This is a genomic window from Pedobacter sp. KBS0701 (genome assembly GCF_005938645.2).
Taxonomy (GTDB): domain Bacteria; phylum Bacteroidota; class Bacteroidia; order Sphingobacteriales; family Sphingobacteriaceae; genus Pedobacter.
The window spans coordinates 3,751,864-3,769,261 of sequence record NZ_CP042171.1; the positions used below are offsets into that span (position 1 = coordinate 3,751,864).

Annotated in this window: 10 protein-coding genes; 3 read left to right on the forward strand and 7 right to left on the reverse strand. The window is 42.8% G+C overall.

Going from position 1 to position 17,398, the window contains the following annotated elements:
- Nucleotides 1–4: 4 nt before the first annotated feature.
- The 7 genes from FFJ24_RS15120 to FFJ24_RS15150 form a co-directional block, all read right to left on the reverse strand.
- Nucleotides 5–8,485 carry an MBG domain-containing protein gene (locus FFJ24_RS15120; RefSeq protein ID WP_145315344.1) on the reverse strand — a complete coding sequence of 2,827 codons (8,481 nt, stop codon included), beginning with the start codon at nucleotides 8,483–8,485 and terminating at the stop codon, nucleotides 5–7.
- 105 nt (nucleotides 8,486–8,590) lie between these two features.
- Nucleotides 8,591–9,211 (reverse strand): phage tail protein, encoded by a 621-nt coding sequence (locus FFJ24_RS15125; protein ID WP_138818012.1) that lies wholly within the window; start codon nucleotides 9,209–9,211, stop codon nucleotides 8,591–8,593.
- A gap of 31 nt (nucleotides 9,212–9,242) precedes the next feature.
- Nucleotides 9,243–9,860, reverse strand: a complete 618-nt coding sequence (locus tag FFJ24_RS15130) for a phage tail protein (RefSeq protein WP_138818013.1) — start codon at nucleotides 9,858–9,860, stop codon at nucleotides 9,243–9,245.
- A 24-nt stretch (nucleotides 9,861–9,884) separates the two neighbouring features.
- Complete coding sequence (locus tag FFJ24_RS15135; RefSeq protein WP_138818014.1) at nucleotides 9,885–10,493, reverse strand: phage tail protein; 609 nt, start codon at nucleotides 10,491–10,493, stop codon at nucleotides 9,885–9,887.
- 6 nt (nucleotides 10,494–10,499) lie between these two features.
- Nucleotides 10,500–11,441, reverse strand: coding sequence for a formyltransferase family protein (locus tag FFJ24_RS15140; protein WP_138818015.1), 942 nt, complete (start codon nucleotides 11,439–11,441; stop codon nucleotides 10,500–10,502).
- Nucleotides 11,441–12,565 (reverse strand): ABC transporter substrate-binding protein, encoded by a 1,125-nt coding sequence (locus FFJ24_RS15145; RefSeq protein WP_138818016.1) that lies wholly within the window; start codon nucleotides 12,563–12,565, stop codon nucleotides 11,441–11,443. The genes FFJ24_RS15140 and FFJ24_RS15145 overlap by 1 nt, the downstream gene beginning before the upstream one ends.
- A gap of 9 nt (nucleotides 12,566–12,574) precedes the next feature.
- Nucleotides 12,575–13,231 carry a Fe2+-dependent dioxygenase gene (locus FFJ24_RS15150; RefSeq protein ID WP_168202484.1) on the reverse strand — a complete coding sequence of 219 codons (657 nt, stop codon included), beginning with the start codon at nucleotides 13,229–13,231 and terminating at the stop codon, nucleotides 12,575–12,577.
- 260 nt (nucleotides 13,232–13,491) lie between these two features.
- Between FFJ24_RS15150 and FFJ24_RS15155 the strand changes: the two genes are divergently transcribed.
- The 3 genes from FFJ24_RS15155 to FFJ24_RS15165 are packed head-to-tail and all read left to right on the forward strand — an operon-like array spanning nucleotide 13,492 to nucleotide 17,391.
- Nucleotides 13,492–15,195: a carbamoyltransferase C-terminal domain-containing protein gene (locus tag FFJ24_RS15155; RefSeq protein ID WP_138818018.1), complete on the forward strand. Its 1,704-nt coding sequence runs from the start codon at nucleotides 13,492–13,494 to the stop codon at nucleotides 15,193–15,195.
- Nucleotides 15,179–16,375 carry an aspartyl/asparaginyl beta-hydroxylase domain-containing protein gene (locus tag FFJ24_RS15160; RefSeq protein WP_138818019.1) on the forward strand — a complete coding sequence of 399 codons (1,197 nt, stop codon included), beginning with the start codon at nucleotides 15,179–15,181 and terminating at the stop codon, nucleotides 16,373–16,375. The genes FFJ24_RS15155 and FFJ24_RS15160 overlap by 17 nt, the downstream gene beginning before the upstream one ends.
- A 2-nt stretch (nucleotides 16,376–16,377) precedes the next feature.
- On the forward strand, nucleotides 16,378–17,391 hold the full coding sequence (locus tag FFJ24_RS15165; RefSeq protein WP_138818020.1) for a phytanoyl-CoA dioxygenase family protein: 1,014 nt from the start codon (nucleotides 16,378–16,380) through the stop codon (nucleotides 17,389–17,391).
- The last annotated feature ends 7 nt before the right edge of the window (nucleotides 17,392–17,398 follow it).

Below are 17,398 nucleotides of genomic sequence, written 5' to 3' on the forward strand. Positions count from 1 at the left end.
TTTCTTAGCGGTTTCTGATAATCGTGATAAATCCTTTTTGAACCAATTTATTTGGGCCATAAGTAATGATGTAATAATAAGTTCCTTCCGCAAGATCGTTTCCTCCGATAGTTCCATTCCAGCTGTTATCATACGATTTTTTGCTGTACATTTCCCTGCCGTTGCGATCAAATATCCGAACTTCGTTATTTGGATACATATCAATGTTCTGTACAATCCAGGTATCATTTATACCGTCTCCATTTGGGGTTAAGATATTATTCGCAACCAACTTATAGTCCTCATTTATCTTAATTGTGATCGACGCGGAGCTAACGCAACCGCTGGCATTGGTTACACGAACCGTATAAGTTGTAGTTTGTGCCGGACGAACGCTGAGGGATGCGGTATTCTGTCCGCTGACAATGCCGCTTGCTGTAGACCAGCTATAAGCTGTGCCTCCACTGGCGGTTAATACCGTTGTTTCACCCTTACTAATTTCAGTGCCTTTATTGCTTAAAATACTTACCAATGGAACTGCATTGATTGTTAACGTACCGTTTACATATACAAAACTGTAATTGTTTGACACACCACCAGACGGTACCAATACATAATTGCCTGCTACATTTCTATTGGCAGTAGTACTGACAGTTGGTTTTGTGCTCAATGAATTTTCAGTATCACCTGCTTTAAAACCAGTATAAGTTACGCCAAACGTTGGGAAACCGTCTGACTGGCACATTACTGCATTGGTTGCCGTAACAGTAAGTGCAGATTTAGTAATGGTCAGGTTAGCACCAACATAGGTTAAGGTATAATTGCCGTTCAAGGCTAATGTACCCTGGTTGATGGCATAAGTACCCACATTTTCGCCAGGTGATCTGGTCAATGTTCCGCTGAAAGCATCTGTTCCTACCAGTGAAGGAGCAAAAGTATAAGTTAGTGCAGGATCAGCATCGCCGTAGGTTTTGCTTTTTGCTGCCGCTGTTACCGTTACCGTTTTTGCTCCGATCGTTAAATCAGCACCAACATAAGTTAAGCTATAATTGCCGTTCAGGGCTAATGTACCCTGGTTGATGGCATAAGTGCCCACATTTTCGCCAGGTGATCTGGTCAAACTTCCGCTGAAAGCATCTGTGCCCACCAATGCCGGAGCAAAGGTATAAGTCAATGCAGGATCAGCATCGCCATAGGTTTTGCTTTTCGCTGCTGCTGTTACCGTTACCGTTTTTGCACCGATTGTTAAATCAGCACCAACATAAGTTAAGCTATAATTGCTGTTCAAGGCCAGTGTGCCCTGGTTGATCGCATAAGTGCCCACATTTTCGCCAGGTAACCTGGTAAGACTTCCTGTGAAACTGTCACCCGTTACCAATGCCGGAGCAAAGGTATAGGTCAGTGCAGGATCAGCATCACCATAAGTTTTGCTTTTCGCTGCGGCGGTTACCGTAACTGTTTTTGAACCGATTGTTAAATCAGCACCAACATAAGTCAAGGTATAATTGCTGCTTAAAGATAGTGTACCCTGGTTGATGGCATAAGTTCCCACATTCTCGCCAGTTAATCTGGTCAATGTTCCGCTGAAAGTATCTGTCCCTACTAATGAAGGAGCAAAGGTATAAGTCAGTGCAGGATCAGCATCGCCGTAGGTTTTGCTTTTCGCTGCCGCAGTTACCGTTACCGTTTTTGCAGCGATCGTTAAATTAGCGCCAACATAGGTTAAGGTATAATTGCTGCTTAAAGCTAGTGTACCCTGGTTAATTGCATAAGTTCCCACATTCTCGCCAGTTAATCTGGTCAATGTTCCGCTGAAACTGTCACCTGTTACCAATGAAGGTGCAGAGGTATAAGTCAATGCAGGATCAGCATCGCCATAAGTTTTGCTTTTCGCTGCCGCAGTTACCGTTACCGTTTTTGCACTGATTGTTAAATCAGCACCAACATAAGTCAAGGTATAATTGCTGTTCAAGGCTAATGTACCCTGGTTGATCGCATAAGTACCCACGTTTTCGCCAGGTGATCTGGTCAATGTTCCGCTGAAACTGTCACCTGTTACCAATGCCGGAGCAAAAGTATAAGTCAGTACAGGATCAGCATCTCCATAAGTTTTGCTTTTCGCTGCCGCTGTTACCGTTACCGTTTTTGCACTGATTGTTAAATCAGCACCAACATAAGTTAAGGTATAATTGCTGTTCAAGGCTAATGTTCCCTGGTTGATCGCATAGGTACCCACATTTTCGCCAGGTGATCGGGTCAATGTTCCGCTGAAAGCATCTGTGCCCACCAATGCCGGAGCAAAAGTATAAGTCAGTGCAGGATCAGCATCTCCATAAGTTTTGCTTTTCGCTGCCGCTGTTACCGTTACCGTTTTTGCACCGATTGTTAAATCAGCACCAACATAAGTTAAGGTATAATTGCCGTTCAAGGCCAGTGTACCTTGATTGATCGCATAAGTACCTACGTTTTCTCCAGTCAATCTGGTCAAAGTTCCGCTGAAAGTATCTGTTCCTACCAATGCCGGAGCAAAAGTATAAGTCAGTACAGGATCAGCATCTCCATAAGTTTTGCTTTTCGCTGCGGCCGCTACCGTAACTGTTTTTGCTCCGATCGTTAAATCAGCACCAACATAAGTTAAGCTATAATTGCCGTTCAGGGCTAATGTACCTTGGTTGATGGCATAAGTACCCACGTTTTCGCCAGGTGATCTGGTCAATGTTCCGCTGAAAGTATCTGTTCCTACCAATGCCGGAGCAAAGGTATAAGTTAGTACAGGATCGGCATCTCCATAAGTTTTGCTTTTCGCTGTGGCCGTTACCGTAACTGTTTTTGCTCCGATCGTTAAATCAGTACCAACATAGGTTAAGGTATAATTGCTGTTCAAGGCCAATGTACCTTGATTGATCGCATAAGTACCCACGTTCTCGCCAGATAACCTGGTCAAACTTCCGCTGAAACTGTCACCTGTTACCAATGCCGGAGCAAAGGTATAAGTCAGTGCAGGATCAGCATCGCCGTAGGTTTTGCTTTTTGCTGCGGCCGTTACCGTAACTGTTTTTGCTCCGATTGTTAAATCAGCACCAACATAGGTTAAGGTATAATTGCTGTTCAAGGCCAATGTACCTTGATTGATCGCATAAGTACCCACGTTCTCGCCAGATAACCTGGTCAAACTTCCGCTGAAACTGTCACCTGTTACCAATGCCGGAGCAAAGGTATAAGTCAGTGCAGGATCAGCATCGCCGTAGGTTTTGCTTTTTGCTGCGGCCGTTACCGTAACTGTTTTTGCTCCGATTGTTAAATCAGCACCAACATAAGTCAAGGTATAATTGCTGTTCAAGGCTAATGTACCCTGGTTGATGGCATAAGTTCCTACATTCTCGCCAGGTAACCTGGTCAGACTTCCGCTAAAACTGTCACCCGTTACCAATGCCGGAGCAAAGGTATAAGTCAGTGCAGGATCAGCATCTCCATAAGTTTTGCTTTTCACTGCCGCTGTTACCGTAACTGTTTTTGCACTGATTGTTAAATCAGCACCAACATAGGTTAAGCTATAATTGCTGCTTAGAGCTAGTGTACCCTGGTTGATGGCATAAGTTCCCACATTCTCGCCAGGTAATCTGGTCAATGTTCCGCTGAAACTGTCACCTGTTACCAATGCCGGAGCAAAGGTATAAGTCAGTGCAGGATCAGCATCTCCATAAGTTTTGCTTTTCGCTGCCGCTGTTACCGTTACCGTTTTTGCTCCGATCGTTAAATCAGCACCAACATAAGCTAAGGTATAATTGCCGTTCAAGGCCAGTGTGCCCTGGTTGATGGCATACGTACCTACATTTTCTCCAGGTGATCTGGTCAGACTTCCGCTGAAACTGTCACCTGTTACCAATGCCGGAGCAAAGGTATAAGTCAGTGCAGGATCAGCATCGCCGTAGGTTTTGCTTTTCGCTGCTGCTGTTACCGTTACCGTTTTTGCTCCGATCGTTAAATCAGCACCAACATAAGTTAAGGTATAATTGCTGTTCAAGGCCAGTGTGCCCTGGTTGATGGCATACGTACCTACATTTTCTCCAGGTGATCTGGTCAGACTTCCGCTGAAACTGTCACCTGTTACCAATGCCGGAGCAAAGGTATAAGTCAGTGCAGGATCAGCATCGCCGTAGGTTTTGCTTTTCGCTGCTGCTGTTACCGTTACCGTTTTTGCTCCGATCGTTAAATCAGCACCAACATAAGTTAAGGTATAATTGCTGTTCAGGGCTAATGTTCCCTGGTTGATGGCATAAGTGCCCACATTTTCGCCAGGTGATCGGGTCAATGTTCCGCTGAAAGCATCTGTTCCTACCAATGCCGGAGCAAAGGTATAAGTTAGTGCAGGATCAGCATCTCCATAAGTTTTGCTTTTCGCTGCCGCTGTTACCGTTACCGTTTTTGCTCCGATCGTTAAATCAGCACCAACATAGGTTAAGGTATAATTGCTGTTCAAGGCCAGTGTACCCTGGTTGATGGCATAAGTACCCACATTTTCGCCAGGTGATCTGCTTAGACTTCCGCTGAAGCTATCACCTGTTACCAGTGAAGATGCAGAGGTATAAGTCAATACAGGATCAGCATCGCCGTAGGTTTTGCTTTTCGCTGCCGCAGTTACCGTTACCGTTTTTGCACCGATTGCTAAATCAGCACCAACATAAGTTAAGGTATAATTGCCGTTCAAGGCCAGTGTACCTTGATTGATCGCATAAGTACCTACGTTTTCTCCAGGCAATCTGGTCAAAGTTCCGCTGAAACTGTCACCTGTTACCAATGCAGGAGCAAAAGTATAAGTCAGTACAGGATCAGCATCTCCATAAGTTTTGCTTTTCGTTGCCGCAGTTACCGTTACCGTTTTTGCACTGATTGTTAAATCAGTACCAACATAGGTTAAGCTATAATTGCTGCTCAAGGCCAGTGTGCCCTGGTTGATCGCATAAGTTCCTACATTCTCGCCAGGTAACCTGGTCAGACTTCCGCTGAAACTGTCACCCGTTACCAATGCCGGAGCAAAGGTATAAGTCAGTGCAGGATCAGCATCGCCGTAGGTTTTGCTTTTCGCTGCGGCCGTTACCGTAACTGTTTTTGCTCCGATCGTTAAATCAGCACCAACATAAGTTAAGGTATAGTTGCTGCTCAAGGCCAGTGTGCCCTGGTTGATCGCATAAGTGCCTACGTTCTCGCCAGGTAATCTGGTCAATGTTCCGCTGAAACTGTCACCTGTTACCAATGCCGGAGCAAAAGTATAAGTCAGTACAGGATCAGCATCACCATAAGTTTTGCTTTTCGCTGCCGCGGTTACCATAATGGTTTTCTTGTTTACTGTTAACGCCTGCTGCACATCTGTCGCTGCACTATGTGTTGCATCTCCTGCCTGACTGGCAGTAATTGTTGATGTACCTACAGCAATGATGTGGATTTTACCATTCACAATGGTTGCCACATTGGTATTGCTACTGGTATATGTAACCGGAATGCCTGAATTATCACTTGTAGCTCCCGGGTCAAAATCTGCATCGCCATAAGTTTTTGTTGGCAATGTATTGAATGTAATGGTTTGGGAAGTGTTTGGAGTTCCATCGACCAGTACACCGGCGGTACTGCCCACATTGTTTAAAGTTGTATTTGCATTATTACCTACTGCGTCTCTGATAGTAGCTCCATCAATATTTAACCCTCCTAAAGCAATACCATCCAAATCTCTATCGGTGCTCGCAACTGTATATCGATATGAAAGTGAAGAGGTACCGCTTCCCGAAATATAATTTGCACGTACGGTGCCACCTGTATTTAGAGTGACAGCTATATATGGTATACCACCTGTGACGTCAACTGTAACAGCTTCCGAAAAATTAACTGTAAAATCAAGATTTTGAGCAGTAGTGTAAGTACCATTAGCTGGAACAGCTACCGATGAAACTGATGGTGTAGTTTTATCAATGTTATAGGTTTCTCCTATATAGGGTAATGTTGTACCCACACCAGGAGAAATACCTGCTGAATTAGCCAGATTTAAAGTGATCGTTCCAGAGCCTGTGCCTGTGTTCAAAGTAACTGTATAAGTAGTGCCTGAGCCCGAAACGGATGATACACCGGCACTGGTAATACCAGCCGTGGTTACAGAGAAATTAAAAGTGTTAATACCGGTTACCGCTTTATCAAAAGTAATGGTATAACTTATCGAAGTGGAATTAGTTGGATTTGAAGCCGCACGAACAATTGATATCACCGAAACCTGATTAGTTACAGTTAATGTTTTAGTAGCGGCATTACTATTATTTGGCCCATCACTCACGATAAAGGAGATAGTCCTGCTTGCTGTATTAGGTGAACTTGCTGTGTTATTGTAAGTAACTGCCCTCAAAGCCGATTGCCATTGCGCTAATGTAGCGGTAGCACCAGCCGAAGTTAACGTTAATGTACCGCTTCCGGCAGTATAGCTGCCCATAATATTTCCATAAATAGCACTGCCGGTATTGGTAAAAGCTAAAACATCCTGTGCAGTTTGAAAATTTCCTGTAATTGTTACTGTTGCACTGGCGAGCGTAGTATTATCCGTGTCAGAAATCGTTAACCCATTATCTACAACAATTTGTGACCCTAAAAATGAAGTGATTCCTCCTGATGTGGTAACTACAGGCGCCTGGTTAGCAGCAAATACTGTAAAAGTATTGCTGTTGCTGGCTATACTTACATTACCAGCGGCATCAGTTGCCGTTGCTTCTACGCTATGTGAAGCATAAGTGAGTGCCGGCGATTGTACTTTACTCCAGTTACCACTCCCATCAGTTGTAGTAGTACCTATAGATGTATTATCTACGTATACTGTAACGATACTGTTTAGTTCGGCTGTGCCTGTATAGGTTGGGGTTGTAGAACTCGTGCTTGATGAATTTGCAGGCGCAACAACAACCGGTGTAGCCGGTGCCTGATTATCAACAGTAGCATTGGTACCATCAGTTGTGGTGGTATTGTTTCCGGCATTGTCCGTAGCGGTTACTGCCAAATTTCTATTGATTACACGATTGATATTACCAGCCGTAATGGTATAGAAAGCAGTCCAGGTACCACTGCTGTTCGCGGCAGCAACGGCGTTTCCGCCGCCAAACTGGCTGAAATCAACAGTAACGGTCGAGATGACATCCGTATTATTATCGCCTCCTCCAGTATTGTTCCAGGTAGCTGCTACCAGATCACCAATCTTAAAAACGCCACCTGTTCCGCTAGCGCCGCTGATGCTGATCCTCGCATCGGTAACTGTTGGTGCCTGGTTATCCACGGTAGCATTAGCGTCATCGGCCGTAGTTGTAGGCCCGACTGAATTTGTTGCGGTTATTGAAATATTTCTGCCTGTGGCATCAATAGCACCGGGTGTGATCGTATAAGTGGCTGTCCAAGTGCCGCTACTGTTGGTAGCTGAAACTGCAGCACCGCCTCCAAACTGACTAAAGTCAACAGTTACTGCTGTGATACCTGAATTGTTATCTCCGCTGGCTGTATTGTCCCAGGTTGCGGTTGCAACATCTCCTATCTTGAATGCACCACCTGTGCCACTTGCGCCGCTAATGCTGATCTTGGCGGCAGTGACTGTTGGCGCTGTTGAGCTGCCCAGGTTAAATTGTTTTATATTAGTAGAGCCAAAGCCCAGACTAAAGTTATACGCTGTGCCAGATGTAGACGGATTAACCCAGTTAGCCGTATTGGTAATATCCGCTAAAATTGTAGCTTTTGACCCACTTGATAAGCTAGGATTATATTTTTCATTGGGATAACGTGAATTAGCTGTATTCGTAAAAAAGGCAGTAGAATAAGTTGTACCTAGGTCAGATGGCAATTCGCTATAAGCCTGAAGTTGATTAACGGGCTCAGCACTGGTGGGATTTGTATGCCATCCGTTCGAAACATTAGTAGCATTTAATCTGATATTATTAAACGCAAAGATAAATGAAGGATTGCTTTCACTTCCCTGGTAGATGATTAACTGATCACCCGTTGCAGAAGGCCATGGATTGGCAGAAAGAGTAGTATTGGTCCATGTGCCCGGGAGTATTGAAAAATCTGCAGCTGGAAGCACACTACCATCCCCTTTTAGGCCCGATGCGGTCCTAGTAGCTAAGTCAATCTTGAAGATAATCACTGTACCTGCTGGTATCGTTACTGAAGGCTGCCATTGCAAAGTTCCCTCATTGGTTGTAACAATTGATGGTTGTGGTGTTGTTATTGCACCTACAAAATGTCCTGCAGTTGAGCCATAGGCATTTACCCACCCCCGGTCGGTAATATAAATCACCTCATTCGCAGCAATATTATTAAGCGCCACGACCGCAAAACTACGTATAGTTGTTCCGGCATCTACGTCACTATTCATTCCAATCACCGCAAGATCCCCTTTAGATAAAGCGGCCCTGGCACTTAATACATTGATTAAAAGCACCGGGATAATGAATAAAAAATGAAATACCTTTTTGTAAAATTTTCTCATATAATTACTTTTCTAAATCTTCAATACTTGCGGTAGAAATAAAGGTATAACCGGGATTGAAGTTTACCGGTTATACTAATAAATGATTGTGGATAAGCTGGGTTTTTAGTCTCTTGCAGGAAAAAGTCCTTCTATACAAATCACATAATTAAGTGCCATTGAAGGTTGCCTGTTCTCATGGACGGCAGGTGCTGTTGAGCCAGAAGTTGCTATAGCCAGACTGGTTAACTGCGGTCCGCTTACACTTTGTATACTCAGCGTACCATTAGCCATTGGCGCTTGTTGTGCCGGCGCTTGCGCTACGCCATATAGCATTTCCCCCAATCCACTTGGCGCACCTAAAAGATTGCCTGTAGGGCTGGGCTCATCGTATTGATCAGCAGATGCTTTAACGGTTACAGTTGCTGTACCTGCCGCAGGTATATATGTTAAACCATGTATATGAGCCGACATTTCCGGCAGACCGATTGTTACTGATTCTGTGCCGTCTGAGTCACCTATGTTATATGCTGAAAGCCCAGGCCCCTGACCTGCACCTACAATAGTCCTTCCCTGTAAATCAGGTAATTTAAATGTGGTTGTACCATCGCCACCATAATTAATACCAATTATAGCATATAATGCAGTATAGGTACGTATTCCTAAAGTTTGCCCGCCACAAATTGACCAGCTCATCGGTGCAAACGTTCCTGCGAACATCCTTACCTCTCCTATAGTTCCTTCCATTTTTGATAAGATTTAGTGTGAATCAATTTATTTAGTTTCTTGAAGGGAAAAGTCCTTCTATACAAATGATGTAGTTTACAGCCAGTAATGGCTGTATATTGTTGTGCGGCAAGCTACTACCTGCTACACCGATGGTTACACCTGGTATTGGCGGTGAGAGATTACTAAGCTGTGCAGCATTACTATTAAGGTTAACCAGATTTGGAGAATTAGCTGGATTTGCATAAACATTGTCAGTACCCGATGAGTCTTGCGCCAAATAATTACCTACCGGACTATTTTCAGCACCAGAAGAAGCGACTGCATTTAATGAAATATTTACTGATGCTGCAGTTGTACTGTAAGTAGGGGTAATTTGATGCGTATGGGCTGGCAGCTCTGATGAAGTCAGCGTATGATTTTCCTGTCCGTTTACCTGCCCTAATGGATAAGCGCTCAGGCCAGCGCCTTGACCCGCTCCTACTACTATGCGACTGGCAATGTTGGGTAAATTGAAAGTGTTCACGCCGTCTCCACCATAAATGGTGCCGATAATTGCATATAAAACTTGATATTGAGATAAGGACATTTGTTGCCCTTGGCAAAACATCCAGGTTCTTGGTGCGAAATTGCCTGCAAATGCACGGATTTCGCCAACTGTTCCTTCCATAATTATTTTATTGAGGTTTAGTAATTAATTTCTTGATGGAAAATATCCTTGTATACAGATAATGTAATTGAGTGCAATGCTTGGCATGATGTTATTATGCCCAACACCGACTCCTGCGGGTTGTAATGCAACAGTCGGATTGGGAATGTTAACATTTGTAACCTCTAAAGAGCTATTATTTAAGGCACTCAAAGTACCGCCAGTAGCGAAACTGGCCATTTGGGTGGATCCGTCCTTGCTGACAAAAGCATTTAGCCCGTTATCTTGTGTACCTCCGTTAGGATTTCCATAAAATGTAGCATTACCTATACCATTACCCGTACCAGGAGTAACTGCGGCGGTATGCGTATGCGCAGGTATTTGATTTACAGTAAGCGGTACCGCTTCTACCCCTACTTTTTCTCCTGGTGTATAAACGGACAAGCCCGCACCTGCACCTACACCTACTACTGTTCTGCTGCGCAAATCTGGCAACCCGAAAGTGGAGCGCCCGTCACCACCGTACAAAGTACCCACTATGGCAAAAACTGCCTGGTTAGTGTTCACGTTTAACAACTGGCCCTGGCAAAACGCCCAGTTTCTAGGCGCAAAATCGCCGGCAAAAATCCGGACTTCAGCAATTGTTCCTTCCATATAATATTAATTTAGGTTTATAAATTTTTCTCCTGCTTGTATGCCCATCTGAAAGAGCTTACCTCCTGAAAAATAGCCTTCGCGCATGTGCAAAATATTGATCTTTAAAAAACGATTTTCACGACATGCTACAATCAATCCATAGAGTGTATCAGCATAAACTATAGTGCCGGGTTCTGGCTTCGCCCCTTCCGGTAACTGAATTTCCGCTGGTGATCCTTCCAGTATGCGCACTTCTGTATCTTTAATCCAGGCTGTAGCGCCGTCATATTTTGGATTCGCAGCATTGATCAGACACTCTATTTCATCTGCAGAGTGCTGCTTCCAATTGATCGCAAGTTCCTGATGATCAGGTCTTTTTTCATACCTAGCCTTATCTTCAGTATTTTCATTTTTAACAGGCAGATGGCTACTGTTATTCACCAAGGCAGGTATTGCATCTATGGCCATAAACCCTAAACGCTGGCAAAGCAACCCATAATTTTCGCCTTTCATAATCGGTAGTTGCTTTGACCACAAAACCGGGCCTGCATCGACATCTGCCGTCATTTGATGTACAGTAAGGCTTGCAAAACGTTCATTGTTTCTAAGTTGCCAGAATATAGGATCAGCTCCGCTATACTTCGGTAATTCACCAAAATGAAAGTTGTAATAACCATTACGTACCATTTGAAGCATATCATCAGGAATTACCCAGGGAAAACCGAATACCCAAACCGCATCTACATCTGATGCTGTTAACCACTGTTGCATTTCCCGTTGCCACGATATTTTATTCAACTGCAATACCTGATCAACAGACAAACCCATAGCCAGCAGCGGCCCCAGCAATATTTTGTTGCTTCGCTTCAGCATAGCCACACCACCTAAAAGTCCTTTTGAGGCCAATGCCTGGACTGTTGGAAATGCAAGCGAATCTGAATTGCAAATAACTGCTATTTTCTTCATTATATTCCGAGATAAGGGTTCATCCAAAATGAAGAAGTTTGGCTGTTAATACGTTGCACATCTTCATGATGAATATCAATGGTTTCCAGTTCACCGATCAGCTGCCTGGATATTTGTCCTTTAATACCATTGAAAGTATTTTTAACCAGGTAAACCCTGCTTTGCAAGGCATTAAATTCTGGTGCAATTTCAACACGTCCACGTGCTGTTTCAATGGCTGCTTCGGCAAGGGCTTTTTGTAAAGATTTTCCACTCTGGCCTTTAACCGCCTGAGCAATTAGCAAACCTGTTTCAAAGCCAAACTGCGTAAAAGGATTTGCCATTACCTGACTTACCTCATCAAGCTGATCCTGTTTTAGTTCACGGTTTAATGATAATGTAGTATAAACCTCTACTGGCTCCGCTGTTGTAAACGGCTCCAGCAAAAACGGCAAACCAATTAGCGGGGTTGTTTTATGCAAGCCCTGCACTACATATTGTGTTAAGAAAATTTCAGCTTCTTTTCCGCAAAAAGTAGCTAGAATAAAATCAGGTTTGTAGATGTGTATATGTTCAAATACAGCGGCAATATCACCTGTTTCTTTGGGATTTGGTGTCGGCGCAATAGCAAATGGCATAGTTACCCCGTCAGTTGCCGATTCCATACCAGCACTTAACATGCTTTGAAATGAATACCCGCAGTCGTACAAACCAGATACATACATTCCTTTTTTACCAAAAGTCTGAACTCCCCATTGGCCAATAGACCATAACTGCTGCCAGGTATGAATGGAATTAAGAAACATGTAATCGTTAAACTTTTCAGGATCTGGTAAATGCTCACCTATGTTATTCATGATGAACGGCCTTTTAATATTTGCTATCTTTTCTGAAAGATCAATACCTACTTTATTGGAAACTATACCGGTAATTACGTCAGCATCATCAAAACCAACCAATTTGGTAATAGCAGCCTCAGCCAGTTCACGGGAACCTTGTCCGATAAATTCAGGCACAATTTCTAACTCAAGCTCCTGGTTTAGCTCCTTAAGTCCATTTTTTAACCCTGTGCTAAAGTGCTTAGCCATAGGAAGGATACTTGAATTGGGAAGCAAAACGCCCACCGTTAATTTTTTAATTGCCATTGATTCTGATTAATTTGCCCACATTCTCAAAAGATTACTATAGTGTTGCTGTAATACAAGATATTCTTCTTCAACAAGTGCTTTGCTACGGAGATTTTCTGTGATCTGGAAAATTTCAAATAACATTTTTCTGTATACTGTTTCTTTAACCAGTGACTGCACCCAGCTTACCGCAACGTTTCGCTCGCCACGGGTAACTTCCCGTACGCGATGAACCTGGGTGCATGGATAGCAAATGGCATCTCCTTTATTTAGCTTATATAATATATTGCCATTCGCAGTCTGGAGTTCCAGTTCACCTCCATCATATTCTTCTGGATCATTCAGAAAAATGGTTAGAGCCACATCAGTGCGAATCATATTGCCCATAACCGGACTATCCACATGCCAGCCGTAATGCATACCAGGCTTATAATTACTAATAACAAAGGGGTGAATACTGTGTGGTAAGACCGCATTTCTGAATAAAGCATTGCGGTTGAGTGCAGCTAAAATATTTTGTTGAATGGCAGCATGCTCCTGTGTTTGTTGATTAAGCTGTAAATTGCTTTTTACTTCTTTTGCAGCACTGTATGCGGTTAACCTACCGTCATCAAATGCTCCAGATTTAAAAAGAAAACGGATATCATTAACTTCAGCTTCACTAAGTAAATTTGGAATATGCAAATATGTATCATTTAAAATACAATTATTTTTCGCATATATGTTTGCGGATTGAGAGTTCATTAAGAGTGCTTTGGTTAGACAAGTGTAAATCTATCAAGAACTTTTTATATTTCGATGTCACATACGTAAAAATAATTTGACATAAATCAACAACTTTATTAAATTGATCATCTACTTTAATAGACACAAATCTCAAAATCATTTCAAATTCTTTATATGTTTATGCCGGGATTTCCCACATTTAATAATAATAAGTATCAATGGACACCTATATTCTGGGAACAGGCTTATCACACGATGGATCAACAGTTTTGTTAAAAAACGGCAAGATCATAGTGGCTATTGAAAAGGAAAGGCTTAGCAGGATAAAGCATGACGGAGGTAATGATTTTGATACTGTCCGATATTGCCTTGATTTTGCAGGGATTGAGGCCAGTGATTTAACATTAATTGTACAAGCCTCAAACTTTGAAGATAAGATCTCACCAAGCCAATATGCCGGACGGCGGTATTTCAATAAGCATATTCAAACGCCTGTGATCACCCTGTCTCACCATCTGGCACATGCCTGGAGCGCAGTAGGCATGTCTCCGTTCAAAGAATGTAACGTAATGGTAGTTGATGGTGCGGGTAGCCCTCAAAATCAATGCCATGATCTAAAAGGTGCGTTGGTTCCATCCTATTTATTCAGTAGTGGCATGTATTGCGAAAAAGACAGTTTTTACTATTTCGACGGGAAGGATTTGACTCCACTATTTAAAGATTTTTCTGAGCTTAAGTTATATCAGAACACGGCTTCATTAAAATTACCAACCAATTATCATTCCATTGGCGGACTTTATGATGCAGCCAGTCATTATTGTTTTGGCAATCTGAATGATGTTGGAAAGCTGATGGGTTTGGCGCCCTACGGTATTTTGAAGGGGAAACCACCACTATTTAAGCTAGAGGCTGGGTTAATTGAAGTAATTTATGAAAATGTTAACTTGTATTTCAACAAGCCGTCATCAGGATATGATGCTTTTAAAAAAGATTTTACCCACTATGCCGATATTGCGCGCTGGGTACAGGACGAAACTGAAAAGGCAATTATTTATCTCTTTCAGGAACGATCTAAACTTCAGCCGCATGCCAATGTTGCTTATGCCGGTGGAGTGGCATTAAATGCTGTGGCCAATTATAAATTACGCCGTTTGGGTATTGTAAAAAATTTATACACCCAACCCGCAGCAGGAGACAACGGACTGGCCATTGGCTGTGCCTATTATGGCTGGCACAAGATCCTAGGCCAACCCAAATCGGCTATTCCTGACAACATTTTCTTCGGACGCGAATGCTCCAATGATGAGGTAGAACGAGCCATAGCAAATGCCGGAATTAGTGATAATCCAGCATTTTTGATCAAACAAACGCCAGATTTTGTTTCACTTACAGCTGCCGAACTTGCGCGTGGCAAAGTGGTAGGCTGGTTTCAGGGTGGAGCCGAATTCGGACCTAGAGCATTAGGGCATCGGAGTATATTGGCCGATCCGCGTATTAATGGTATAAAAAACCACATTAACAGTAAAATCAAATTCAGGGAAGATTTCAGGCCTTTTGCTCCGTCGGTGAGAATTGATGATGTACAAAAATACTTTATACATGGCTGGGAAAGCCCATACATGATATTGATTGATGAGATAAAACCTGAATGGAAAAATCAGCTTGATGGTATTGTTCATCAAGACGGTACCTGCAGGGTACAGACCGTAACCAATGCTTTCAATCCTGATTTCTATCAGCTCATTGGTGATTTTGAAGCAAAAACAGGTATCGGCGTTTTATTAAACACGTCCCTCAATCGTAAAGGGATGCCCATAGTGGAAACACCTGCCGAAGCTTTATCACTTTTTTTATCCGGCGCAATAGATGTATTGACATTAAATAATTTCATAATTTGTAAGAACCATGATTTGCTTCTCTAAATTAAACCTCAACATTGACATTCATTCGCTACGGCATGAATTGAACGGTTTATTAACCGGCAATAATTGGATGCCACACTACAACACTGCCGATTATGTAGGTAACTGGCATGTTTTACCTTTGCGTACGCCCGGCGGAAATAGCGACAATCCTTTTGCTGATCTTTTTAACCAGAAATATTTTGAAAATACAGCGTTATTAAATAAACTACCTGAAACTAATCGTTTTTTAGAGAAACTGGAGTGTGAAAAGCTTTCTGTGCGGCTCTTAAATCTTCGGGCGGGATCTGTCATTAAAGCACATAGAGATATTGAACTGGCCTTTGAACATGGAGAAGCACGTTTGCACGTGCCCATATTCACTAATCCAGGTGTTGAGTTTTATGTAGATGAAGAGCGCATTATGATGAACGAAGGCGACTGCTGGTACATTAATGCGAACATAAAACATTGTGTAGCAAACAATGGCACTGCTGACAGGGTACACCTGGTCATAGACTGTAAGGTAAATGATTGGCTTACCAAACTGATTACTTCAGGTATAAAAAAAACAGTTTTTTTAAAAAAAGACCCCGAAACCGCACAGCAAGTGATTGAAAGCCTGAGAATGGCAAACACAATACATTCAAATCATCTGGCCGATCAAATGGAAAAGGAACTGAATACGAATCAATTGACTGCCAGACTGCTAAATTTTATTTCCGAAATTGGTTTACACTATCAATTGGAACCCATAACTGAAGAAACGTTTTTGCCGGGCCTTAAACTTAGAGGCGGGGTATTGATTGTAGATACGGAAAAACTATTGTACCCGGGCGATATTTTACATGAAGCCGGACACCTGGCCTGTATGCCGGCTGAAATACGCATGGATATGAGCGATTCACTACCAAGCAACGACCTCAACAACGGTGGCGAGATGATGGCTATAGCCTGGTCGTATGCTGCAGCTGTACATTTGGATATTGATCCTCATATCGTATTCCATGATAAAGGATATAAAGGTGGAGGACAAAGCCTTGTGGATAACTTTACCCAGGGCCATTTTTTCGGCGTTCCTTTATTGCAATGGAACGGAATGGCCTATCCTTCAGGTCAGGAAGGTAGTCTGTCTTTCCCGCAAATGATGAACTGGACATGTAAACAAAATATGTATATCAACCATACAGCACAGGAATAAAGATGACATCAGATTTTACTTTACCACAATCGACAGAACTCAGCCCTTTGGGCCTCATGCATATAAAGCGTTTTTGGGGCAAGGTAATGCTTAGAAGAGCGAACCTGCTAGATGAAGAACTGTGGAAAAAAGAATGGCAGCTGGATAAAACATTACTGAGTGTACTTGGGCTTGGTCTTGAACAAACGCTCACTTATGTTTTTCAGTATGCTCCTGCATTTCAAGAATTTGAACACTGGATCTTGCTTACTTCAGGTACCCCGACAGGTGAGCAGATCCGTAAATTTAATCGCTTGTTTGATGAAATTCAAACGCCTAGCCAGCCTATACCACCAGCGCTTAGTGATGAAGAAATGGCATTTTGGACAGAAAATGGCTATCTTATTCTTAGAAACGTTATTTCTAAAGAAGATTGCCAGGCAACTATCGATGTTATTTGTGATTTCCTGGATATAAAACTGGATGATGCTGACACCTGGTATGGATTACATCATTCAAGACAGGGTATTATGGTACAGTTGTTTCAGCACCCATTATTGCAAAAAAACAGGCAATCAGAAAAGATCAGGATGGCTTATGAGCAGCTGTGGCAGCGTACCGATATCTGGGTAACAACAGACCGTGTAGGTTTTAATCCTCCAGAGAGTGATAAATGGAAATTTCCCGGGCCTGATTTACACTGGGATTGCAGCCTCGACCTTCCTATTCCATTTAACCTTCAGGGTTTACTGTACCTTGCTGATACAGCACCTAATCAGGGTGCCTTTACCCTGGTTCCGGGATTTCATAATCGCATATCAGAGTGGCTCGGCTCCCTTCCTGATGGCACCAACCCAAGAACAGAAAACCTGCATGCGCTTGGCAGTTTACCTATTGCTGCCCAGGCAGGAGATTTTATTATCTGGCATCAGGCTTTACCTCATGGCAGCCGTCCAAATACTTCATCAAAACCCCGGTTTGTGCAATATATAAACTATCAGCCTGCTGATTTATCTCATCAAAAACACTGGTTGTGATGATAAT

Coding starts and splice junctions, on each gene's coding strand:
- FFJ24_RS15120 (WP_145315344.1), bottom strand. CDS start 8,485: ATGAGAAAATTTTACAAAAAGGTATTTCATTTTTTATTCATTATCCCG.
- FFJ24_RS15125 (WP_138818012.1), bottom strand. CDS start 9,211: ATGGAAGGAACTATAGGAGAGGTAAGGATGTTCGCAGGAACGTTTGCA.
- FFJ24_RS15130 (WP_138818013.1), bottom strand. CDS start 9,860: ATGGAAGGAACAGTTGGCGAAATCCGTGCATTTGCAGGCAATTTCGCA.
- FFJ24_RS15135 (WP_138818014.1), bottom strand. CDS start 10,493: ATGGAAGGAACAATTGCTGAAGTCCGGATTTTTGCCGGCGATTTTGCG.
- FFJ24_RS15140 (WP_138818015.1), bottom strand. CDS start 11,441: ATGAAGAAAATAGCAGTTATTTGCAATTCAGATTCGCTTGCATTTCCA.
- FFJ24_RS15145 (WP_138818016.1), bottom strand. CDS start 12,565: ATGGCAATTAAAAAATTAACGGTGGGCGTTTTGCTTCCCAATTCAAGT.
- FFJ24_RS15155 (WP_138818018.1), top strand. CDS start 13,492: ATGGACACCTATATTCTGGGAACAGGCTTATCACACGATGGATCAACA.
- FFJ24_RS15160 (WP_138818019.1), top strand. CDS start 15,179: ATGATTTGCTTCTCTAAATTAAACCTCAACATTGACATTCATTCGCTA.
- FFJ24_RS15165 (WP_138818020.1), top strand. CDS start 16,378: ATGACATCAGATTTTACTTTACCACAATCGACAGAACTCAGCCCTTTG.